The organism is Candidatus Poribacteria bacterium (genome assembly GCA_028820845.1).
Taxonomy (GTDB): Bacteria; Poribacteria; WGA-4E; order WGA-4E; family WGA-3G; genus WGA-3G.
Genome location: JAPPII010000124.1, coordinates 100,269 through 123,864, shown reverse-complemented (window position 1 = coordinate 123,864; position 23,596 = coordinate 100,269). Strand labels below are relative to the sequence as shown.

Below are 23,596 nucleotides of genomic sequence, written 5' to 3'. Positions count from 1 at the left end.
CAGTTAAGACGAAATTTGTTTCATTAACACCTTCAGGGTTTCAAGCGTTTCGTCGCACAATTGCTCCGCCGCCGCTAAGGTCGGTGCCTCGCTGAAAACCCGAATCACAGGTTCTGTGCCAGACGGACGGATGTTCACCCACCGATCCTCCCAGACGCGTTTGACGCCATCTGTGAGATCAAGAAGCGGACTCTTTTTTGTAGAAACTTCCGCTTTATAAACCTTCACGGCGCGTTCGATGAGGCGTGCTGCGACTTCTTGTGACGGAATCTCCAATTTCTTTCGACACATTTGATATTGCGGCATGTTTTCGACGAGCTGCGTAACGGTGCCACCAGACTCGGCGAGGTATTGTGTGATTGCGGCAATAGAGGCGATACCGTCCGTTGTATAGTGAATATCAGGATAAATCACACCGCCGGTGCCTTCACCACCGATAGCTGCATTAACCTCGTGCATCTTCCCGACCACCCAACCCACGCCAACTTTTGTACGGTGAAGCCTGACACCGTGCTTTTCGGCAATATCGTCTAACATTCGACTCGTAGATACGGTAGCCACTACATCACTTTTGGTTTTACCGAGAATGAAATCGACGACAAAAGCAAGTGTCCACTCACCATTGAGTGGAATCCCCTTATCTGTAACAAGCACAAGCCGATCGGCATCGCCGTCATGCGCAAAGCCGATATCTGCTTTAGAAATACGGACTACTTCGCAGAGTTCATCCAACGCCTCAGGTGTAGGTTCAGCCGGACGACGAAAGTGCCCATCTGCAACACAATTAAGTTCAACAACCCGACAACCCAGTTTTCTTAATAAGGACGGACTGATGACGCTTCCGGCACCATTACCACAATCCAGTACGACCTTTAGACCGGCTTTCCGAATCGAATCTGGTGCGAGCCACTGAGCATGCAGAACCCGCTCCAGATGATACGCTATTGCCTCGCCATAAGTCTCAAGTGTTCCCTGTTCGTTCCAAGGGGCGAGTGCAAAATCCTCTGTTTCATAAATTCGCATCAATTCAGCCCGTTCCGCTTGTGTCAAGAGATTCCCTGATGCGGCGGCAAATTCAATTCCGTTCCAAGCGACCGGATTGTGGCTGGCTGTGACGGTAATACTCCCCTGCGCACGCAGCGCATTTGCGATTAAGAGTATCGTCGGTGTCGGACAGACACCGACATCTATGACGTGGCATCCGGTGGCAAAAAGTCCAGCAAGGACGGCATGTCGGACTGTTGGACTGGAGGTCCGAGAATCACGCCCAACAACCACTGTCCTACCACTCACAAAAGTTCCAAAAGCCATCGCGAAGCGCGTAATGACTCTGACATCAAGTGAAACACCTACCTCACCTCGGACACCTGAAACACTAATAATTGGTTTTTCTGCTATAGCCATGAAATCCTCTCGGCAGGAAACATATTACAAAACACGCTTATACGGACTGGATATTCGCCACGCCCCGAAAAAACAGCAAATACCTATTAGAAGTTGCCAGAAACCCACAACATACCAAGGCGTATACGGGACATGATACGACCCGACGGGTGTCAGTTTATAGATGAACGGGGATCTAAAAGGATCTATCTCAAAGATATAGCAGACAGCAATAAGCGGATTGATATGAAGCACGGGTGAAATCACAGGTTGAATATTGTTCACATAACGATCCAGCGGTGCTAATAAAAACACGCCACCTATTAACACACACCATAAAAGATAGGCACATTCCGTCCCAAAAAGCGCATCTCTGAAAACCCGTGCACCCCACATTCCAACTGCCCCTGCTGACAGACTATAAACCACCAATATTGTGAACATCTGTAACATCTTTACAAAAGGGGTATTTGTAAGAAAGAAAGCAATAGCAGTGGATAAAAATATCCAGCATAACAGAGACATCTGACTTATGAGCAGCATTCGTAATAACTGCCATATAGAAGAAATGGGACTGAGTCTGAGTAGCGATGCAGTAGAACTCATAGACGGCGATCCAAAATACCCTCCCAGAAAACGGCTGGCAGCAAGGTAAGGCGCAATCAAAAACACGACACATGCTTGTGCCATGAAGAAGCAATCCACTGGTAAAGCGAGTTTCGCCTGCACCAATAACCGATAGATTGCCCATAGCAAAAAACTTGCCGTCGCAATGCAAACTAAAAGCGGTTTTAGGAGGCGATTTCGATCTGATATAGCCATATCTATTAAATCAATTTTATTCCTTTTCAAGCTGACGGTGGAGCCGTAAAACTGCTTCAGCAATAGAAATCAGATTCGGATTAATAATTAATGCCTGCTTATACGCCTCGATCGCCTCTTCAAGCTTACCGAGCCTCACGTAAACGTGTCCCATTCCAGCGAACGCACCGAAGTGGTGCGGATTAAGGGTAATCGTTTGCTTGCAATCGCGGATCGCCTTGCTCCACTCTTCAAGCATGAAATAAGCGATTGCGCGTTGGTTATAGCCTTCAGCGAAACTCGGAGCCGCCTCAATTATTGTCGTGAAAAGCGCGACCGCCTGTTGATACGCTTCATTTTTCAGTAAATCTTTTCCATCAGCGAGCATCGCGTCAACAGAATCATCGCCGGAGTGTGACCAAATTTCCCAGAGCGCGTATTCAGCATTGTAGCGCGTACCGCGATCATCGTTTTTAAGTGCGTCTACCAAGGCGGGAATCACTTCGGACGTGCCGATTAACCGAAGGGCAAACCCAGCAGCACGTCCAAGCAACGGGTCATCGCTATGAAGATAGGTGGTCAGATCGGCTTCCGAGTAGGTATCCGTCAGAAGCTGTCTCAGTTTTTCATCGTCTCCGAAATTCTTGAACATTAGTTTCGCTAATTCGGAAGAGCCGTTTCTCCTATACATAACCAGACCTCGCTATTGCCGGATTTTAAGTTTATTATAACAGATTTCCGCTGGAATAACAATTCAAATCCCGAAGGAAAAGAAAACTTTTGCAATTTGAGTGAAGTGCTGCTACAATTTCCTTCACAGATAGGCAGGTTTTAAAGTACGACAACACTCACCATGGAGCAACACACAAGGCGTGAAAAGACGCAAAGTTCTCATCCTCTGTATCGACGCGGGCAGTCATGACTACCTCGCTGCAAGCGACATCCCGAATATGCGGAAATTGGCGGAAGCCGGTTTCTATGAACACGTCAACGCCGTTATCCCGTCCGTGACAAATGTCAACAATGTGAGTATTGCGACGGGAACATTCCCGGAAACGCACGGCATCACGACGAATTATCACGTGGATAGAACAACCGGCGTTGGGGAATTTATTGAGGATAACCGTTTCCTGCTCTCGCCAACACTTTTTGAGGTGGCAAAAGCCTCTAAATTCGCTGATAAAACCGCCTTGTTTGTGACAAAGAAGAAGCTGCTACGGATGTTAGAAGCCGGCACTGATATCGCAGTTGCCGCTGAAGACCCGCCCCCCGAATACATTCAAACCGCAGGACCTGTTGAGCCGATCTATTCGGTCGAAATTAACTGGTGGCTCCTTCGCGCCGTACGGGAGACCCTGCGTATACACGATCCAGAACTTCTTTACTGTTCAACGACAGACTGGGTTCAACACAAATACGCACCTGATGCGGACCTGTCTCAACAACATCTCACAGAATTAGACAGGATCATCGGTAATATTATTGATGACGAACCAGAACGCGAGATTTATATCACAGCGGATCACGGGATGTTAGAGAAAAACACTGCGCTTGATCCGGGACGTGTGCTGACAGAACACGGCATCCCAGCGAGTTCCATCCCGATTATTAAGGATCGCTACATCGCACACCACGGCAATTTGGGCGGTGCTGCTTATGTGTTTCTCAAAAACCGCGCTGACACCGACAAAGCAATTCAGACGTTTCTAAACACATCCGGTGTTGAAGAGGTTTATGAAGCGGAAGAGGCTGCAACCATATTCAAACTCCATCGTGAACGGATTGGGGACATCTTTGTGTTAGCCGACGAGACAACTGTCTTCGGTGAATTAGCAGCACCCGTAGAGCCGACTGCAGTGCGTTCACACGGTTCGCGCCACGAAAGTTATGTGCCGATTATTGGGTATAACAGTCCGTGGGCGGCAACAGACTTTAAATACAACCTTGATGTCGGAAGACTCTTTTTAGAGAGTCTGCACTAACGGAGATTCTGACGTGCCAATCAAACGTGTACCTATTATAGTCTTTTCGGTGCTGTTCAGTCTTTTGTTTCCCAACTTTGTCTACGCACAACAGAATCAACCTAAAGTTGTGTCCATACCCGATGCAAATTTGGCAGCGGCAGTGAAGGAAATCATTGGCGATTCCATTACGACACACACGCTGCTGGATCTTACAAGTCTTACGGCTTCAGAGCGCGGGATAGAAAATCTCACCGGTCTCGAACATGCAAGCAACCTCAGGAACCTGAACCTTCAGCGGAATGCAATATCAGATATTTCTCCCTTATCGGGGTTGACACAACTGACCGTGTTACTCCTTGGGTCGAGTGAAGGGTGATTTGGTGCGGACTTTGGTATTGGGACATCAGCGAGCGGGCATGTATCATAGCAAAAACCGGGCAGCGTATTGGGATGGCAGAAATGTACAAGGCGAAAAAGTGGCAAGTGGACTCTATTTTTTTACACTCTTAGCGGGCGATTTCACCGCAACGCGGAAGATGCTCATAAGGAAATAGTATCATTTGACATATTTCCCAAAAATGTGATATAATATTTTTAGCATACGTGAGTAACTTAGGTGAATAATAAAGGAAATAGGGCGTGAAGTCAGAAAGGGGAAAGGCAGTGAACGACAACCAACTGACGACAAAAGATATGTTTGAGATATTGCGATCTGATATTTCGGAAGTCAAAGCACAGATTTCAGAGGTCCGATCGGACATACACGCTTTAGACGATCGGCTTCGAAGAGTTGAAGAGACTGTCGCTGGGACAAAAGCTGTCGCTACGTATCAGAGACAGCTGGTCGACTGGCTATTCCGGATCGCCGCGGTGATAGGTGTCGGCGGGGCACTCAAGGCGTTCCTTTCCTAATCTAATACTGTTTCACGTTTAGGGTAGATATTAGCATTAATTTAGACATTTTTGCGTAGATCCTATGCAAATCAAACATCCAACCTATACCTGATACCCTATCTGTAGGTCAGCCATTCTAAAATCTATAGGACTTACGCAATGAATTGCGCCACTACAAACCGATACGCTTTTGAGGCACCCCTTATTTAAAAGAGGTCTGCGTTCGTAGTGAGGTGATTTATCACCTCTCTGCGTAAATCTTAATCTACTACAAAAGGAAAAAATGAAATATGTTAACAGAAAAAGAAAAATCTGAAGGTTGGATATCCCTTTTCGACGGCGAAACGCTCAACGGTTGGGGTGCCACTGGAAGTGCTGAAGGTTGGATAATTGATGACGGTAGTATTCTCTGCACCGTTCAAGGCGGAAAATATCTCTATACCGAACAACATTACGATAACTTCGTGTTGTCTCTTGAATACAAAACCGAGCCGAAAGTCAATAGCGGTATTTTCGTCCGATGGGCAGACCTTGAAGATGCCGTTCAGAGTGGACTTGAAATCCAAATTTTGGATACGCACGGTAAAGAACCTACCACTAACCACGATTGCGGGGCACTCTACGATGCCTTGGGACCGACTCGAAACACCTGTAAACCTGCGGGTGAGTGGAATGAGATGATCATCACGTGCGATGGAAGCATTATCGCTGTGACGCTCAATGGTGAAGAGATTGTTCGGGCGGATTTAGACGAATGGGATACACCCCACCAGAATCCCGACGGCAGCCGGAATAAGTTCGGTATTGCGCTCAAAGATTTCCCGCGAAGTGGACATATCGGTATTCAGGACCACGGTGGGAAGATCTGGTGTCGAAACATTAAAGTCAAACCGTTATAGAAAGTCCATAACTATTGCTTTATCCAGTTTCAAATTAAAGGTAAACCCAGTTCGTAGTAGGGCAATTCATTGCCCGTTTTTGACCCGCGAACGTGCGATAAATCGCACTACTACGAACCAACCCTAAAATCCAAAATGGATAAAGGACTATTGCGTCCATGCGTAGTTCCCATACCTCCCAATTGGACGCAGTAAAAAGAAAGGAATCCATGACGCAATCCGACATCATCCAAACCATCCTCAAAGACAGCAATTATCACCTTGACTTGTTCGACGAATCCGAAATTCAAGCGTTGCGGGAATCAATTCTTATCCAAACGGTTAGAGGTAAAAAGACCGCATTTATCCGCTGTCCCATTCGCAGAAAAGCAATTCAACTAAAACCTGAAGAACTCATCCGCCAACTTTACGCCGCACGACTTCTGAAGCAGTACCGCTATTCAACAGAACGCGTGAGATTTGAACATCTCGTGAATTTTGGCAGAGAAAGGAAACGTGCCGATATTGTCATCGTCGATAAGGACCAACCCGATACCCCCTACATCATCGTTGAGTTAAAGAAGCCGAAACTCCAAGACGGTAAGGATCAACTCAAATCCTACTGCAACGCGACCGGTGCGCCCATAGCGGTATGGACAAACGGACAGGATATCTCACACTACCACCGAAAAGATCCGAATTATTTTGAAGAGATTACGTAGTGTTCTGTCACGTCTAAGCTGATAGGTTAGATTGGGTGGCTATGTTGGGTTTCACTACGTTCAACCCAACCTACGGGAAGCTTCAATTTTTATTTTCAAACTCACGTTATAAAGGATTTCCGTTCGGGTTTAACGCTAAAGTTTGCATCTGCCTTATGTTGAAGCGGCAACCGACACTCAAAGGTATTTAGTATAGTGTTGAGTATGTCTAACCGCCGGGCATCCTCGTTAGAGAGAGCATCCAAGAGAATTTCAGGTTCAATATCAGTTCGTTTGCAAATTTCAGCAATCCCGCCCTGTGATTCTATAAAAGTTCGGAGTCCCTTCAGAAAGAAAGGTAGATCACCGTCAGCAAGGTATTCCTCCACTGTTAATTGGAGATAGTCAATTGCTGCTTCTGGATCATTAGCAAGCCTCTCCCTTTGGTACTCACGCCAATTTCCCATTTCTCTCATGGGTGTGCCTCCTTATATTCTCGCCAATAGGTTTTTGCGCGTTCAATATCCCGCACTTGTGATGCCTTGTCTCCACCACAAAGTAGAAGAACAAGTGTATTGTCAATTCTGCCAAAATAGATACGATATCCCGGACCGAAGCGGAGACGCAATTCAAAAACACCGTCTCCAACAGATTTGAAATCGCCAAAATTGCCATCTTCCAACCGCTCAAGCCGTTTGTCAATTTTGTTTTGTGTGCTTTTGTCTCGGATAGATTCAAGCCATTCCGTGAAAGGATTTTTGCCGTCTGGGGCACGGTAATATTGTATTTCTTGCACAGGTGCGTTGTTCCGCATTGATGGCATCTCTATAGTTTGGCGATCACCTTTCCGCCTTGTGCCTCTACCACATCACGCAGTGCCATCCAGAGCGACTCTGTGTTGTCATCCTCCTTATAGTCTGCTAATGCTGCCTCCAAATAATACATTGCAAACTCTGTATCTGTGAGGTCTTTTAAGAGGTCATCCCTGAAACAGGTAGTCTTCTCAAGTATAGCTTCCGTGTTCATGGTCTCTGTCCCTTACGTTTTACAACCACCGAATTTTCCCTCTTGTAGACGTGCAATTCGTCTCTGAATGTTTGCGCGTGTTCTTTTCTCTCGGAGTTGTGTCAACCACTGACGAAACGGGTTACGTCCTTCTGGCGTGATACAGTTTCTGACCTCTCGGGCAATGATTTGCATATTTTTAAGTATAACGCATTTGCACAATATTTTCAAATTATGCGTCTTGAAAGTGAAAATAAGATTTTATGGACAATTCAACAGGCGTTGTGATACACTATCTATATTATGCCAACGAAGCTTGAAAATATACGGAATTTCTGCATCTTAGGACACATCGACCACGGGAAAAGCACGCTCAGCGACAGGCTCCTTGAGCACACCAATACACTCGCTGATCGTGAAATGCGTGACCAGGTACTTGACTTGATGGATCTGGAACGTGAACGCGGTATTACGATTAAGGCGACCGCTGTCAAACTCCACTATCCCGCCCCCGATGGAAACCGCTACGAACTCAACTTAATCGATACGCCCGGTCATGTCGATTTTACCTATGAGGTCTCGCGGAGTCTCGCGGCGTGCGAAGGTGCGATCTTAATTGTCGATGCCGCACAAGGTGTCGAAGCACAAACCCTCGCCAACGCTTACCTCGCCATTGACAACGATCTTGAGATTATTCCTGTCATCAATAAAATTGATTTGCCAATGGCACAACCCGATGAAGCCAAACGACAGATAGAAGAAGTCATTGGTATTCCAGCAGACGATGCCCTCCTCGTGAGTGCCAAGATGGGAATCGGCATTCCCGCAATATTGGAAGCAATCGTCAATCGAATCCCTGCTCCCGTCGGCGAAATTGACGCGCCATTGAAGGCACTCGTCCTCGATTCTATCTACAACAACTATCGCGGTGTCATCATGTATACGCGAATATTTGAGGGCAGTATCAAACAAGGCGAGAAGATTCAGCTCATGGAGACCAGACGCTCCTACGAGGTTGAGGAGGTAGGCATTTTTACACCGGAGATGGAACCGACTGCCGAACTCGACACTGGAGCCGTTGGATATCTCATTGCCGGTATTCGAGAAATTGACAAGGCAAAAATCGGGGATACCATCACACACCACACGAAACCGACAGCAGAACCGCTACCAGGCTACCGCGAGATGAAACCGCTCGTATTTAGCGGGCTGTATCCGGCAGATACCAATCAATTCCATGCGTTGCGTGAGGCACTCGATAAATTACGTCTCAACGACTCCTCTTTCAATTTTGAACCCGAAACCTCTGTTGCCCTCGGCTTTGGGTTCCGGTGCGGTTTTCTGGGGTTGCTACACATGGAGATCATCCATGAACGTCTTGAACGGGAATTCGGTCTCGCGCTTGTTCGGACTGCACCGAGTGTTATGTACCGAGTCCTCCTGAAAACCGGTGAGTACATCCCGGTCGACAACCCAGCGCATCTCCCGGAACCCAACGATATTGATCGGATTGAAGAACCTTATGTGAACATTGATCTCATTGTGCCGCGCGAGTACATTGGAAATGCAATGGAACTTTGTCAGAAGCGACGGGGTATATACAAGCGAATGAACCAATTGGACGCAAAACGTGTCCAATTACTTTATGAACTCCCACTCAGTGAAATGCTGATGGATTTCTATCCGAAACTTAAATCGCTGACCCGTGGATATGGGTCGTTAGAATACGATATTGGCGAATACAAAACCGAAAAACTCGTGAAACTGGATATCCTACTCAACGGTAAACCGGTAGACGCACTCTCTACTATCTTACCACGAGACACCGCAGAGGCGCGGGGGAAAGTATTAGTCAGCAAACTCAAGGAATTAATTCCGAGACAGATGTTTGAAGTCCCGGTTCAAGCGGCGATTGGGAACAAGATTGTCGCTCGTGAGACAGTGCGCGCACTCCGCAAAAACGTCACAGCGAAATGCTACGGTGGGGATGTGACACGAAAACGGAAATTGCTGGAAAGACAAAAAGAAGGTAAAAAACGGCTAAAACAAATTGGCAACGTTGATGTCCCCCAAGAAGCATTCACTGCCATGCTCGCAACTGAGGAATGATATAGAAATGTATAAGAATACACAGAAACATATTCAAAGGTTTGAACCAAAATTAGTCAAACAGAAAAAAAATCACAAATCCGAGATTCATGGGGTTATAAAGCAAATTATCGTTTCACTCATTTTTGTTTTCGGCTTCGTAAATCCGTTTATTGTTCAGGCGTATAGAATTCCCTCTGGTTCAATGGAGGATACACTTCTCGTTGGCGATCAGATTCTGGTTTGCAAGTTTATCTACGGCGTTAAAATCCCTGGCACGGATATTAAGGTTTTTGACTTTCATAAACCCGCACGCGGAGATGTCTTCGTTTTTATTCCAGCACACGACGAGCGACATTTTATTAAGCGCATTGTAGCCGTTGAAGGGGATACCGTTGAAACCCGTGGGGATACGCTTTACGTGAACGGCGAAACCGTTGACGATAGCAGTTATGCGAAATACTTACCATTTGACCACTTTAGAAGGGATTTTCCACCATTTCGGCAACCTGAATATCTCCCCGATGGCGAAAATTATGACAATTATGCCTTGACAGAAAGCCAGTTTAGTCGTAAATTCCCAGAAGGCAAACCGTTCACTGTCCCGAAAGGCATGGTCTTCGCAATGGGCGACAATCGCGACCAGAGCAGTGATAGCCGCACATGGGGACCTGTCTCAGTAGATGATATTAAGGGACAGGCTTTTATGGTGATGTTTTCGGTCAACAATCGCCCTGTAAAACCGTGGGAAGTCTGGAAGATGATAGGCAATATTCGGTTCAACCGAATCGGCAAACTTATCCCATCGTACGCGGATTCGTTCAAGGTGAACTAAACCGAGCAAAGGAGAACGCTTTTCTATTCATAGCGACTTTACACATATTATGAATAACAACGACACCCAGCTATCTAAATGGCAGAAATTTCGGCAGACCGTCGTATGGGAATACACGCAAGTTATCGTCGTCGCGCTGATTCTTGTTTTTGGATTCATACGTCCTTTTGTTGTCGAAGCCTTCAAGATCCCTTCAGGTTCGATGGAAGATACACTCCTGATCGGAGATCGAATTCTGGTTTGCAAGTTCATTTATGGGGTTAAAATTCCTGGCACGAGTATCAAGGTCTTTGATTTCCATAAGCCCGCGCGCGGTGACGTTTTCGTTTTCATCCCGCCTCACGACCGAGAACGCAATTTCATTAAACGCATCGTAGCCGTTGAAGGCGATACCGTTGAAACCCGCAGTAATACACTTTATGTAAACGGCAAAGCAGTTGATGACAGTCACTATACGAAATACATGTCCTTCAGCCACTTTAGAAAAGGTAATTTCCCGCCGTTTCGGCAACCGGAATATCTGCCTGATAACGAAGCATTTTCGGATTACACTTTAACAGCAAGCCAATTTAGTCGTAAATTCCCAGAAGGGAAACCGTTTACTATTCCGAAAGGCACAGTCTTCGCAATGGGTGATAACAGAGACCAGAGCAGCGACAGCCGCTCTTGGGGACCAGTAGATATAAACGACATCAAAGGGCAAGCGTTTATGGTGTATTGGTCATTTGATGCACGACCGGCGAAACTCTGGCAAGTGTGGAAACTGGTAGGGAATGTCAGGTTCAACCGAATCGGTAAAATCATTCATGGACATCCTTAAAGAGTTGTCAATAGTATCTAAGTAATTGTAAATTCTACGAGAAAAAACCGATAATCAATAACCAACAACTGACAACGATAAAAAAACTGATGCATCAAGACAGACGACATCTCATCATCGGAACAGCCGGACACGTGGACCACGGGAAAACTGCCCTAATTGGCACACTTACCGGCATGGAGACAGACCGACTCAAGGAGGAACGCGAACGCGGGCTGTCCATCGAATTAGGTTTCGCTTACTTCGATTTGCCCGATAACTCACGGGCTGGGATCGTCGATGTCCCCGGACACGAGAAATTTATCCGAAGTATGCTCTCCGGTGCTTACGGTATGGATATCGTCCTCTTTGTGGTAGACGCGAAGGAAGGGGTCCAAGAACAAACACTTGAACACTTAGCAATCCTGGATCTGTTAGGCATTTCAAACGGCATTCTCGTCATGACGAAATCGGATTTGGCAACGGCAGACGAATTGGCGGAAGCCACAGAAATGACACAGGAAATGCTTGTCGGAACAAGCCTCGAAGGGATTCCCACCGTTAGCGTCTCCTCAATAACCGGTGCGGGTATTGATACCCTAAAGCAGACGATTGTTGAACAAGTAACACTCGCAACAAAAGTTGAGGAAAGTGATGGAATCCCACGACTCTATGTTGACCGGGTTTTTACGGTTCAAGGATTTGGCATCGTTGTCACCGGGACGCTTATTGGAGGTTCCATCAACCGCGACCAGCGAATGGTAATTCTACCGCAAGGAGATCCAGTCCGGGTGCGGGGTATACAGGTGCATAACGAACCAGCATCCGTTGCCCAAGCAGGTCAAAGAACAGCACTCAACCTGTCAGGCACCTCTGTTCAAAATATTCAACGCGGCGATGTTCTCTGCCCAACCGAGTTTTCTCAGGTAACTAACAACATCGACGTGTCATTGCGAGTGCTGTCCTCCTTTCCAAGAATATTGGAACATTGGAGCCGTCTCCGTGCGTATATCGGGACCCGTGAGATATTCTGCCGATTGATCCTATTGGTTGACGAGGCAATTCTACCGGGAGATACCGTGCAAGCGCAACTCCGTTTAGAACAACCGATTCTAACGTTTAGGGGAGATCGGATTATCTTGAGAGACTTCTCAGCGCAATATACCGTCGGCGGGGGCGAGGTTATCAACCCCTTCGCGCCTAAGCACAAACGGTTTACACCGGAAACCATAACCACTTTAGCACAATGGGAAGAGGCTGATAATGCCCAAGTAGTTAACACCGTTCTGGAAAATAGCAAGACGTTTTGCGTCCCGGAGTCCTTCCTCCACTACTATCTTCCACATTCACAGCAGCATGTGAAAGCCATTTTAGGCAGCTTAGAAGCCGATAGGAAAATTGTGCGTTGGGACAAATCTGGCAGGAACCCTTTAGTCTCCGATGCCCCACGCACTGCAAAAACGAAAGAAAAATTATTAAACGCATTAGCAGATTTCCATGAAGCACAACCTCTTCTCCCCGGACAAAACGCCACACAGCTTCGTAGTGAGGTTGGATTGGACGAAACTGGCTTTGAGAAATTGGAGAATCAACTCACTGCGGAGCGTCAACTCGTTAAAGATGGTAATCTCTTACGTCTTGCCTCCCATGAAATTCAGTTCTCCCAAGAGGAAGAGACCGCCAAGGAGACGTTAGAGAAATTATTCTTAGAAGCAGGTATCCATACACCCACACTCAAGGAACTTAGCACGCGATTGCCCGAATATACACCGAAAGTCCTTGAATCAACCTTTTACGCGCTTCTTCGCTTGGGGCGATTCGTTAGGATAGCCGATGATCTTTTCATTCATAGTGTCGCTCTCAAAGCGGTGCAGGAATTATTAATTACGTATCTCCGCGAAAATGATATAATAACTGTTGCGGAATTCCGCGAAATCGCAGAAACATCTCGAAAATATGCGGTGCCGTTTTTAGAGTACTGCGATAGTCAAAACCTCACAATCCGAGACGGGAACGTCCGAAGATTGCACCCACGGCACTCACAGGCATAGTTGTGAAGCACTTGAAGATGGGGGAGGATAGGGTCCGGTGGCCCTACCGGTCTTCAAAACCGGCTTGTCCATGCAAGTGGATAGGTGGGTTCGACTCCCACCCTCTCCCGCCATCTTGACAGCAAAGTAGTATTGTCCGGACCAAATGATGTTAAAAACCCTCCCTATCGTCAACGTGAATAGACAGCAAAGCCGCCATCCATCATGGATTAAGGCGAGGATCCCAGGTGGCGGCAACTACGCGGAACTCAAAAAATTGATGCGCGACTTGGAACTTCACACTGTTTGTGAAGAAGCGCGATGTCCGAACATCGGCGAATGCTGGAACAGTCGGACTGCAACCTTCATGATATTAGGTGATGTCTGCACGAGGCGTTGTATGTTCTGTGCTGTCAAGAAAGGCGCGCCCGGTGGCATTGTTGATACCGATGAACCGAGACGCATCGGTGAGGCTGTTGCACACTTAAAACTCAAACACGTCGTGATTACCTCTGTTAACCGTGACGACCTACCCGACGGCGGCGCGAGTGTTTTCGCAGAATGCATCACCGAAGCCCGGAAAAATCAACCCGGATGTACAGTCGAAGTTCTCATTCCTGATCTCGAAGGAAATTGGGAAGCACTTCATGTTATTGTACGCGCCCGTCCTGAAGTTCTGAATCACAACACCGAAACCGTGCCGCGCCTCTACCGCAGGGTCCGCCCGTACGCCAACTACCAACAGACCCTAACACTCCTCGAAATAGTCAAGCAGCTCGACGCCCAAATGCTCACCAAATCGGGACTCATGGTAGGCTTAGGCGAGACAATCACAGAACTCTTAGAGACAATGCAGGACATCCGTAATACCGGCTGCGATATTATTACCATCGGGCAATATCTTTCACCCTCCACACGTCACCTACCGATACAACGTTATTATACCCCCGAAGAATTTGACGAACTCAAAGAAGTCGGGATAGAGATGGGCTTTCGGCACGTGGAATCTGGCCCCCTTGTGCGGAGTTCCTACCACGCTGGAGAACAAGCACAATTAGGGTAACTGGACATGTCAATCGTAAATCAAGCGAGGCGATCTCGTCTGTCTTGTAACTCCAAAATCCTGATTCAGGAAATCCTTGCATAACTCTTAATCATAACGTTAAATAAAGTATAACAAAGAGACACACAACTTTCATAGTAACCACCCCAAAAGTACACAACTCGGAATCCCCTATAAACCTACACCACCATTGACTTTTCACGCCTAATTCTCAGAACCCCAAAATTCGGATTCATAGTAACACCAAAAAAGTGCCTGCTTCACAAACAACCTATAAACCCATGCCACACCTCACTTTATGAAGGTTCTAAAGACGCAATGTTCAGAACGTTACTATGAATACTATGAATACTATGAATCCCTATGAAATTCCGTAGATATGAAGGCAAATCTGCATTAGACGAGATTTTTCCGGTTTACATAAAATCTAATTTTTGATAAATTAAAACCTGAGGTATCTACACCTGAAACAGCGAGAGAGAGGCCTCGCGCCTCCTTATGTGATATAGCATTTAAAAGGATAGGAAATTGGGATTGTATTATTGATAGAACAAGGAGAGGAAATATGAGCGTGCAGACTTTTTTCAAAGCAGCAAGCGATTGTCTACACACAAAACGCGTAAGCCTCGTCATCTTTGTGGTAGCCCTATCACTTGTTGCGACACCGGGGATTGTTACAGCGGGTACCGATGTCAATAATATCCGACCCGTTACCAATGAGATGTTATTGTCCTCACAAGGCGATCAGGAAAGCTGGCTGATGTATGGACGCGACTATAGAAGTTGGAGATATAGCGAACTCACACAGGTTAACACCGAAAACGTCAAAAAACTCGTCCCGAAATGGGCGTTTCAAATTGGAACAAGGTTCGATAAGTTTGAATGCACTCCGCTTGTTATAGACGGGGTAATGATTATCACAACCCCCTATAGCAGTATTTACGCCGTGGATGCCAGAACGGGCAAGGAAATATGGCGATATAATTATCCGCTCCAAGATGGTCTGGCTATCTGCTGCGGTATGGTCAATCGCGGTGCTGCCATTCTTGGAGACAAAGTCTTTTGGACAACCCTCGATGCCCATCTCCTTGCGCTTGACGTGAAAACTGGAACGGTACTGTGGGATAGAGTCGTTGGAGATTCAACCAACGCTGAATCTTTGACCGTTGCCCCGTTAGTTGTCAAAGACAAAGTGATTGTCGGGATATCTGGTGCGGAATACGGCATTCGCGGCTACATTGACGCGTATTACGCTGAAACGGGTGAACAAGCGTGGCGGTTTTACACTGTTCCTTCAAAAGATGAACCCGGCGGCGACACATGGGCAGGCGATTCATGGATGACAGGCGGCGGCTCTGCTTGGGTCACCGGCTCATACGATCCAGAATTGAATCTTGTCTACTGGGGAACGGGCAATCCTGCACCCGACTGGAACGGGGCTGTTCGCAGGGGTGACAATCTTTATACCGACTGCATTGTCGCACTTGATGCCGATACCGGTAAACTCCAATGGCACTTCCAAGCCACACCCCACGATGTTTGGGACTGGGATGGCGTGAGTGAACCGGTTCTCATTGACATGGACATTGATGGGAAGCCGACTAAGGCACTGATGCAGGCAAACCGTAACGGCTATTTCTACGTGCTTGATAGAACCAACGGGAAGTTCTTATATGCAAGTCCGTATTGCGAAATGAATTGGTCTGCGGGACTCGACGAAAACGGGCGTCCGACTGTCAAACCGGGCGTGTTTACCACGGAAGAAGGGACGATTCGCGTATGTCCTGGTGTTGAAGGTGGGAAAAATTGGCCTCCTTCAGCCTATAACCCTCTCACAAACCATCTCTATGTCCCGTCTTTAGAACTTTGTGGTTCCTACCATCAAGGTCGCGTTTTCTATGTGAAAGGTTTACCCTATCTTGGAAGCGGTATGACGGCAGAAAGAGATGCCGCTGGCGACATGGAGATGTGGGGGCACATTAGCGCGATTGACGTTTCTACAGGTGAAATTAAATGGCGGCACAAAACGAACTTCCCACAATGGGGTGGATGCCTCACAACAGCGGGCGGTCTCGTTTTTGCAGGGGACTTAGAGGGAAGATTCATGGCATTATCGGCAGAAACCGGCGAAGTGCTTTGGGACTTCCAAACTGGATCCGGGGTGCTCGCGCCACCGATTACCTATCAACTTGATGGTGTTCAATATGTTGTCATAGCATCGGGTGCGGTGAAATATGCCGAAGTTAACGCCCGCCAAGGCGGCACCCTCTATGTGTTCGCGCTCTTTGATGAATAGCAGTCAGGTCGCTACGCTTTCAGTGGTCAGGTCGCTACGCTTATAGCGATTAGCATGTAGCGTATAAGTCGCTGCACTTATAGCAAAGAAAAGAGGCGTTACGGAACGCTTGCGTCTTTGCTAATTGTTATTCGCTAATTACTATATGCTATACGCTATCTGCTAACTGCTAATAACCAATAAAGGAGGTTTGCCCTGTGAAATATCACATACTTTTATGGGTATTGCTTTTCACGCTGTCCGGTTCGATATTGCACAATGCGGATGCTGACGATGCCTTGGAAGAGATTAGAGAAAAAGGAGTGTTGACAGTCTGCATGGACGTTCGGAATCTGCCCTATTCTAATGCCGATCCAGAACTCCCAGGAGTAGATGTTGAGATAGCACATCTACTGGCAGAAGAATTAGGGGTTAAACTGGAACTCCATTGGCTCGATTCGCTCCGGGATAGCTTGCTCGCTGATATGTTACGCGGGCATTGCGACTGCGTTATCGGAATCCCTATTGAAGAGCGCGCGATGAGTGAAAACGTCCAGTTGGGTCAGAATGTTGACTTCTCTAAACCGTATTACGGCACCGGTTATGTGTTGATAAAGCGGAAAGATTTGCAACAGTCCCCCAAAACACTGGAAGACATCAAACTGGAAACGATTGGTACAGAGGCTGGATCGATCGCGAGTGACGTGCTTCGACAGATGGGATACAACCGCCGGGTTTATCGTTCACAAATCGCTGTTCTGGATGCGCTACAGAAAGGTGAAATCGCTTACGGATGTATGTGGGCAAACTCGGGTTGGTTGATTGAAAAAGGATCCCGTCTTCAGCGGGCAGCACAAACAGAAACAGCTTATCCTGAATTAGAAGTTGTTGCTGGATACATGCCGCCATCTCGTCTCCGTTGGAATGTCTCTATCGCTTTCAGTAAAAACACGGCAGAGCGAGATACACAAGCACTTCAAAACGCTGTTAACACAATTATCGAACAGAAATGGAGTGGGGAAAAACTTAAAGGGATTGTTCAGAAGTACCATTTACCCTACTACGCTCCGTTTCAGGAGGAGGAAAAGTAATGATACACTCTACTTGTAGCTTCATAGGCGCGCTTCGCAAGCGCGCTGGCAAAATGTCTGAGCGTACAACTTCTGCCATATACACAGCGTGTAGTATTCTCCTTCTGTTTTTTTTAGGTGTGAGTCTGTTTTCGCTATCACTTGTAGATGCCCAAGAGATGGAAGTGGATATCGCACCGGCAGCACCGCCGGAACACAGTTATGATGAAGATGTCATAGACGGTGCGTTTTATTTTCGCTTAATGTGTTGGAACTGCCACGCCGGACGCACTCGTGGCGGACAAGCACCCGATCTCTTCAAAGCCGAGTGGCTCTATGGATGGACCGATAGTGGTATCTTCCAAACCGTATTCAACGGATTACCGGGAACTGAAATGCAAAAATTCGGCGGCAAACTCTCCGATGAAGCAATCAACATGATTGTCGGCTATCTCCGCACGGAGCAGGCAAAGGCGGCGGGGGTCTCCTTGGAAGAGATAAAACAGAGCGAAGAATGGACACCGTACATGGAGGGTGATGTCAAAGCCGGAGAGGCTATCTTCTACTCTGACGGATACGCTTGCGGTAAATGCCATGCAGTTCATGGCAGAGGTGCTACCGGGACTGGTCATGAGATAGGCCCCGATTTGACTTATATTGCTCGCACCCGCGCCCCACACTTCATTGTGGAGTCTATCCTCAATCCACGCGCTTATATAGCCCCTGAATACGAAATGCTCACGATCCTCACCATAGACGGAGAGGAAATCACTGGCAAGAAACGGTACCTCTACGATCACAGAGATAGAGAAAACCCCGATGTCGTGCAAATACTTGACGAATCAGGGAAGTTGTGGACAACTTACTACAAAAAGGATATAAGGGCTACCAGTGTGCCACAAGCGGGTGTTATGCCCGAAAACTTCGCAGATATTCTTTCAGTAAAGCAGATGGAAGACCTCATGGCATATTTGCTGACATTGAAGTAAAAAAATAGGGGTTAGTTGTAAGTCGTTAGTTATAAGTTAAGAGGCTTCTGGGAATCATCTTAACTTATAACTTATAACCAGAGGAAAATAAATGGTTCGTGTAATTATTAATGGAGCATGCGGTCGCATGGGTCGGCTCATTATCCAAAGTGTTGCCCAACAAGAGGATATGAAACTTGTTGGCGCAATCGAATATCCTGAACACCCACAAATCGGGAGTGATGCTGGCGTTGTTGCAGGCATGAGTGAAACTGGCATCGCTATTACAAGTGAGCTTGACGATGTAATTGAAAGTGCGGATGTCGTTATCGAGTTCTCAAGTCCAGGAGCGACTGTGCAACACCTCCGGCAAGTCGTCGCTGCTGATAAAGCGATGGTCATTGCAACAACCGGTTACACGCCCGATGAACTCGCAACTATCAACGCGCTTGCGTCCCAGATTCGCTGCGTCATGGCTCCGAACATGAGCCTTGGTGTTAATGTGATGATCCAAGCATTGGAATTAATTGCGAAAGCCCTCGGAGACGATTACAATATTGAGGTGATAGAAGCACATCACAATCACAAAGCAGATGCCCCGAGCGGCACAGCCCTCCGTTTAGCGGAAACCGTTGCTACAGCGTTAGGACGTGATTTAACGGAAGTAGGGGTCTACGGTCGCCACGGCATCGTCGGTGCGCGGACACAACAAGAGATTGGTATCCACGCCGTCCGTGGTGGTGACATTGCCGGGGATCACACTGTCCTGTTCGCAACCGAGGGTGAACAATTAAGTGTTGTCCACCGTGCACACAGTCCAGAGGCATTTGCCAAAGGTGCGATTCGCGCCGCCAGATGGATCGTCAATGCTCCCAAAGGATTGCACGACATCAGTGAAGTCCTTTTTTAGTGCCTATCAGTTTTAAATACTTAAACTTCATTTATGGTAAACCTTAGAATTAATTAGACATTCAGGACCGGTGCGGTTAGAAACCGCACCTACCAGGCCGGGGTAAAATGTTCATTTATTTTTCTGGTTTACCATAGTTTGCGTGCACACTTTACACAAACTCTCACTGCGAGGCAAGTTTGTGCTATAAGTATCCACATATTTTTCGGCTTTACTATAAAAGGTAAAAACATGATCCGTGTCGTTATCACCGGTGTCTGCGGTCGCATGGGTCGGTGTATTACACAAGGCATTGCCGAACAGGTTGATATGGAACTTGTTGGGGCGATTCAATATTCTGGACACCCACAAATCGGAAGTGATGTTGGCGTTGTCGCAGGCATCGGCGAGATTGGGGTACCTGTCACAGGTAAGCTTGAGGATGTCCTTGACAGCGCGGATGTTATCATCGAATTCTCGAAGCCAGAAGCAACTGTACAGTATCTCCAACAGGCTGTTGACGCTGATAAAGCGGTGGTTATTGGAACAACAGGTTTCAGCACCAATGAATTGACTATCGTTAAAACGCTTGCCTCACAGACGCGCTGCGTCATGGCACCCAATATGAGCCTCGGTGTCAATGTAATGATCCAAGCATCGGAATTAATTGCGAAAGCCCTCGGAGATGATTACAATATTGAGACGATCGAGACACATCATAATCGCAAAACAGATGCACCCAGCGGCACTGCCCTCCGTTTAGCAGAGACCGTCGCTGTAGCATTAGGGCGTGATTTAGCAGAGATTGGGGTCTACGGTCGCCACGGTATCGTCGGCGCGCGGACCCAACAGGAAATTGGTACTCACGCTGTCCGTGGTGGTGATATTGCCGGAGATCATACTGTCCTGTTCGCAACCGAGGGTGAACAATTAAACATCATTCATCGTTCCCACAATCGGGAAGCATTCGCCAAAGGTGCGATTCGCGCAGCGAGATGGGTCGTCAACGCTCCCAAAGGATTGCACGATGTTAGCGAAGTCCTTTTTTAGTGGTTTTCAGTTATCAGTTATCAGTTGTCAGTTAAAGAGATGTTTGGGGTATGCAAACAATAGGCAACTGCCAGAGAAATTAGCTGACTACCCGCTACTGATAACTAAGAATTATCTTCTCGTGCTGTTCATCGGTATTCTATCTATAGTCGGTTGTGAAAACAGTGCGTCCAAACGACAAATCCAGTACGAGTGGAAAACCGTTATGGAAGGTGATTGGAGCTCACACCTATATGACGTTCACTTCATCTCTGAAACACAAGGATGGGCAGTCGGCAATGCAGTAGATATTATTCCGGGGCAAGACTTTACGGAAGAGGCTGAAAGCCTCATCATCCACACAAACAATGGTGGACAAACATGGCATAGGCAGAGCAGTAGCGTTTTCGATAAACCGCTGCGCAAAGTTTATTTTCGCTCTGCATTAGAGGGATGGTGCACTGGAGAAAGCGGAACAGTCATCCATACGACCAATGGCGGGAAGACGTGGTCCCATATCAAAACAGGTACGGAAAATAACCTGCACGACATCTTTATAGGTGAAACTACAGGTTGGATCGTCGGGGATTGGGGGACATTGCTCAAAACAACCGACGGCGGAAAGACGTTTACGCAGGCTGACGCAGGCATATTTGGTAGAAAGTCCTTGAAAGGAGTTCACTTCGTGAACGCACATCTGGGATGGGTTATCACCTACAATACGCCAACATCAGGAACAAGTATTGGAGATTCACGAACCTCGAACAACGTAAACCCAGGCTATATTTACCGAACAACAGATGGTGGGCAGTCATGGGAAGAGCAGTTTACGACAGCGCAGGCTCTCTTCAACCTCCACTTTATTGACGAACAAACTGGCTGGATTGTCGGTGATCGGCGGAGCGTCTTTGTAACAACTAACAGCGGACAGACATGGGAATTCATCACTGACGGGAGCAACCAACGGCATAAAAGCAGTTATGGGCAGCCGGAGTATCTCGGCAATGAGCCGCTCCACACCTTTACGCTCTACGACATCGACTTTACGGACTCCCAAAACGGCTGGATTGTCGGTGACTTAGGTGTTATTCTCCACACGGCATCTGGCGGGAAAGGCAAATGGAAACACCAGCGTGGCGGCCCGCGTTTCCACAACAGTGCCGATGCTGTCCTTTTAGGCGTTGACTTTGTCTCTAAACGACTCGGTTGGGCTGTCGGCGAAAACGGCACGATTCTACACACCCGGAACGGCGGTATAACTTGGGAATCGCAATCAAGTCCGAGCCATCTCCTTGTCGATGTTTGCGCCGTCTCTTCAAAAGAAGGGTACGTTGTAGGCGATCGCGGCGCGATCCTACGCACTGAAGATGGCGGGGCTGTATGGGATGCACAAGATAGCCGAACCACTGAATGTTTCGGTGCAACGCATTTTGTGTCTCCAGAAAAAGGGTGGGCGGTTGCGGAAGCCGGTGTGGTCTTGCACACCACAAACGGTGGAAGCCTCTGGCAACGCCAAGAGAGCCAAACGACGCAAGAATTACTCGCCGTCTTCTTTGTGGACGAAGAAACAGGATGGTGTGTTGGGAGTGCCGGCGAAATTATTCATACAGACGACGGTGGACAGACCTGGCAACGCCAAGAGAGTGGAACGACCTGGAATCTTTTTGACATTCATTTTACCTCAAAACAACGCGGCTGGGCAGTTGGGATGAGCGGCACGATTCTTTCTACGCTCGACGGTGGTGACCATTGGCATCCCGCCGCTATTAGCAGAAACCACTCATTCTTTTTGTTAGATGCCGTTACCTTCATCACAGCAGACAAGGGGTGGGTCGTCGGATTGGATCTTCGCAGTTTGGGTATGGATGGATTGATCCTTCATACGGATAATGGCGGAAAAACGTGGCAACGTCAAGAGAGTCATACTGCGAATTTCCTTGACGACGTATTTTTTATCTCTGAAACAAAAGGCTGGATTGTCGGAAAAGAGGGACTCGTCCTACACACAAAGGACGGTGGACAGAATTGGAGACCCCAACGTACGGATACACGCACAGATTTGAAGGCTATTTACGTCAGTAATTCAAATAGCGGATGGGTCGTTGGGCAGAACGGGACAATCCTTAGATATGAAGCCGTTCCGTAAGCGTTAAAAACACCTTAAAGGAAAAATACTATGACAGACGAACAAAAATATCTATTCGACTTGCAGGGTTTCATTGTGCTAAAGGGTGTTGTTCCACAGACAATCATTGATGCCTGCAACGAGGTTTTAGACCAATACGAAAATATGCCGCCCGAGGCGTATCCGCCGCCGCTGTGTCTGGGGACGCAGCGCACGGAGCAGGAGCTCTATATCTCCAATATTTTGGAAGCCGACAGCACCTTCAACAGGCTCATTGACATCCCAGAGGTTCTTGATGTTGTCCAAGGCGTAACAGGCGGTCCCTATCGACTCAATCACACCTACACGATCTACCGATGGGGAGGCGGCTATACTGGGCTGCACATGCACGGTACACCCATTATTCCAAAATGCCAGTACCACTGCCGAAACGGGGAGATGGTGTCTACGCTAACAAAGGCAGTCTTTCCGATGCTGGATTGTGATGTGGAGGACGGATGCTTTGCTGTTATACCCGGCGCACATAAGAGCAATTTCCGTAAGCCTTGGGGAAGTCATCCAGATGAAAATCCTGTCTTGACCCCGATTCCCGCAAAGGCAGGCGATGCTATTATTTTCACGGAGGCGTTAACCCACGGGTCTGTTATCAACGTTTCTGGTAAACCGAGGCGGACGCTTTACTATTGTTACAGCATCGGTTATATGCCAGACTGGGGGGGTCAAGGCTTGCACTTTAGTCCAAACGTTATGGAAAGCCTCAGCGAAACCCAACAGGCAATCCTTCAACTTAAATAACAGA

General features: G+C 47.5%; 24 protein-coding genes and 1 tRNA gene. 19 read left to right on the top strand and 6 right to left on the bottom strand.

Translation table 11 applies throughout. The features are described from left to right. Positions 1–3: 3 nt before the first annotated feature. The 3 genes from glmM to OXN25_24370 are packed head-to-tail and all read right to left on the bottom strand — an operon-like array spanning position 4 to position 2,875. Positions 4–1,404, bottom strand: coding sequence for a phosphoglucosamine mutase (glmM, locus tag OXN25_24380; GenBank protein MDE0428006.1), 1,401 nt, complete (start codon positions 1,402–1,404; stop codon positions 4–6). 24 nt (positions 1,405–1,428) lie between these two features. Continuing rightward, on the bottom strand, positions 1,429–2,205 hold the full coding sequence (locus tag OXN25_24375; protein ID MDE0428005.1) for a hypothetical protein: 777 nt from the start codon (positions 2,203–2,205) through the stop codon (positions 1,429–1,431). 16 nt (positions 2,206–2,221) lie between these two features. Continuing rightward, positions 2,222–2,875, bottom strand: a complete 654-nt coding sequence (locus OXN25_24370; GenBank protein MDE0428004.1) for a tetratricopeptide repeat protein — start codon at positions 2,873–2,875, stop codon at positions 2,222–2,224. 181 nt (positions 2,876–3,056) lie between these two features. Here OXN25_24370 and OXN25_24365 point away from each other — a divergent pair, with 181 nt between their 5' ends. From OXN25_24365 to OXN25_24340, 6 genes are all read left to right on the top strand, one after another. Further along, entirely contained in the window at positions 3,057–4,166 is a 1,110-nt protein-coding gene (locus tag OXN25_24365) for an alkaline phosphatase family protein (protein ID MDE0428003.1), read from the top strand. Positions 4,167–4,179: 13 nt separating this feature from the next. Next, positions 4,180–4,524, top strand: a complete 345-nt coding sequence (locus OXN25_24360; GenBank protein MDE0428002.1) for a hypothetical protein — start codon at positions 4,180–4,182, stop codon at positions 4,522–4,524. 40 nt (positions 4,525–4,564) lie between these two features. Next, positions 4,565–4,702, top strand: a complete 138-nt coding sequence (locus tag OXN25_24355; GenBank protein ID MDE0428001.1) for a hypothetical protein — start codon at positions 4,565–4,567, stop codon at positions 4,700–4,702. Positions 4,703–4,787: 85 nt separating this feature from the next. Next, entirely contained in the window at positions 4,788–5,060 is a 273-nt protein-coding gene (locus OXN25_24350) for a hypothetical protein (GenBank protein ID MDE0428000.1), read from the top strand. A gap of 272 nt (positions 5,061–5,332) precedes the next feature. Then, a complete protein-coding gene (locus OXN25_24345; GenBank protein MDE0427999.1) occupies positions 5,333–5,941 on the top strand; it encodes a DUF1080 domain-containing protein in 609 nt (202 codons plus the stop codon). A 158-nt stretch (positions 5,942–6,099) separates the two neighbouring features. After that, on the top strand, positions 6,100–6,642 hold the full coding sequence (locus OXN25_24340) for a type I restriction enzyme HsdR N-terminal domain-containing protein (GenBank protein ID MDE0427998.1): 543 nt from the start codon (positions 6,100–6,102) through the stop codon (positions 6,640–6,642). A gap of 101 nt (positions 6,643–6,743) precedes the next feature. Here the strand turns inward: OXN25_24340 and OXN25_24335 are convergent, their stop codons facing one another. The 3 genes from OXN25_24335 to OXN25_24325 are packed head-to-tail and all read right to left on the bottom strand — an operon-like array spanning position 6,744 to position 7,647. Continuing rightward, on the bottom strand, positions 6,744–7,097 hold the full coding sequence (locus OXN25_24335; GenBank protein MDE0427997.1) for a hypothetical protein: 354 nt from the start codon (positions 7,095–7,097) through the stop codon (positions 6,744–6,746). After that, positions 7,094–7,435: a type II toxin-antitoxin system RelE/ParE family toxin gene (locus tag OXN25_24330; GenBank protein MDE0427996.1), complete on the bottom strand. Its 342-nt coding sequence runs from the start codon at positions 7,433–7,435 to the stop codon at positions 7,094–7,096. Before OXN25_24330 ends, OXN25_24335 begins: the two co-directional genes overlap by 4 nt. An 11-nt stretch (positions 7,436–7,446) precedes the next feature. Further along, positions 7,447–7,647, bottom strand: coding sequence for a hypothetical protein (locus OXN25_24325; GenBank protein MDE0427995.1), 201 nt, complete (start codon positions 7,645–7,647; stop codon positions 7,447–7,449). Between the two features lie 282 nt (positions 7,648–7,929). On the opposite strand from OXN25_24325, the gene lepA reads away from it, so the two are divergent. The 13 genes from lepA (at position 7,930) to OXN25_24260 (ending at position 23,592) form a co-directional block, all read left to right on the top strand. Beyond that, entirely contained in the window at positions 7,930–9,735 is a 1,806-nt protein-coding gene (gene lepA, locus OXN25_24320) for a translation elongation factor 4 (GenBank protein ID MDE0427994.1), read from the top strand. Positions 9,736–9,742: 7 nt separating this feature from the next. Then, entirely contained in the window at positions 9,743–10,549 is an 807-nt protein-coding gene (gene lepB, locus OXN25_24315) for a signal peptidase I (GenBank protein MDE0427993.1), read from the top strand. 49 nt (positions 10,550–10,598) lie between these two features. Continuing rightward, positions 10,599–11,369: a signal peptidase I gene (lepB, locus tag OXN25_24310; GenBank protein ID MDE0427992.1), complete on the top strand. Its 771-nt coding sequence runs from the start codon at positions 10,599–10,601 to the stop codon at positions 11,367–11,369. An 89-nt stretch (positions 11,370–11,458) separates the two neighbouring features. Continuing rightward, complete coding sequence (selB, locus tag OXN25_24305; GenBank protein MDE0427991.1) at positions 11,459–13,399, top strand: selenocysteine-specific translation elongation factor; 1,941 nt, start codon at positions 11,459–11,461, stop codon at positions 13,397–13,399. A gap of 19 nt (positions 13,400–13,418) precedes the next feature. Next, positions 13,419–13,512, top strand: a tRNA-Sec gene (locus tag OXN25_24300). Between the two features lie 32 nt (positions 13,513–13,544). Continuing rightward, on the top strand, positions 13,545–14,441 hold the full coding sequence (lipA, locus tag OXN25_24295; protein ID MDE0427990.1) for a lipoyl synthase: 897 nt from the start codon (positions 13,545–13,547) through the stop codon (positions 14,439–14,441). A gap of 565 nt (positions 14,442–15,006) precedes the next feature. Beyond that, the gene (locus OXN25_24290; protein MDE0427989.1) at positions 15,007–16,737 is read left to right on the top strand and encodes a PQQ-dependent dehydrogenase, methanol/ethanol family; all 1,731 of its coding nucleotides are present in this window, start codon (positions 15,007–15,009) and stop codon (positions 16,735–16,737) included. 197 nt (positions 16,738–16,934) lie between these two features. Further along, positions 16,935–17,807, top strand: a complete 873-nt coding sequence (locus tag OXN25_24285) for a transporter substrate-binding domain-containing protein (protein ID MDE0427988.1) — start codon at positions 16,935–16,937, stop codon at positions 17,805–17,807. Then, positions 17,807–18,775 carry a c-type cytochrome gene (locus tag OXN25_24280; GenBank protein ID MDE0427987.1) on the top strand — a complete coding sequence of 323 codons (969 nt, stop codon included), beginning with the start codon at positions 17,807–17,809 and terminating at the stop codon, positions 18,773–18,775. Before OXN25_24285 ends, OXN25_24280 begins: the two co-directional genes overlap by 1 nt. 91 nt (positions 18,776–18,866) lie before the next feature. After that, the gene (gene dapB, locus OXN25_24275) at positions 18,867–19,664 is read left to right on the top strand and encodes a 4-hydroxy-tetrahydrodipicolinate reductase (protein ID MDE0427986.1); all 798 of its coding nucleotides are present in this window, start codon (positions 18,867–18,869) and stop codon (positions 19,662–19,664) included. Between the two features lie 231 nt (positions 19,665–19,895). After that, entirely contained in the window at positions 19,896–20,693 is a 798-nt protein-coding gene (gene dapB / locus OXN25_24270; protein MDE0427985.1) for a 4-hydroxy-tetrahydrodipicolinate reductase, read from the top strand. Beyond that, complete coding sequence (locus OXN25_24265; GenBank protein MDE0427984.1) at positions 20,671–22,818, top strand: YCF48-related protein; 2,148 nt, start codon at positions 20,671–20,673, stop codon at positions 22,816–22,818. The genes dapB (OXN25_24270) and OXN25_24265 overlap by 23 nt, the downstream gene beginning before the upstream one ends. A gap of 30 nt (positions 22,819–22,848) precedes the next feature. Next, a complete protein-coding gene (locus tag OXN25_24260; GenBank protein MDE0427983.1) occupies positions 22,849–23,592 on the top strand; it encodes a phytanoyl-CoA dioxygenase family protein in 744 nt (247 codons plus the stop codon). The last annotated feature ends 4 nt before the right edge of the window (positions 23,593–23,596 follow it).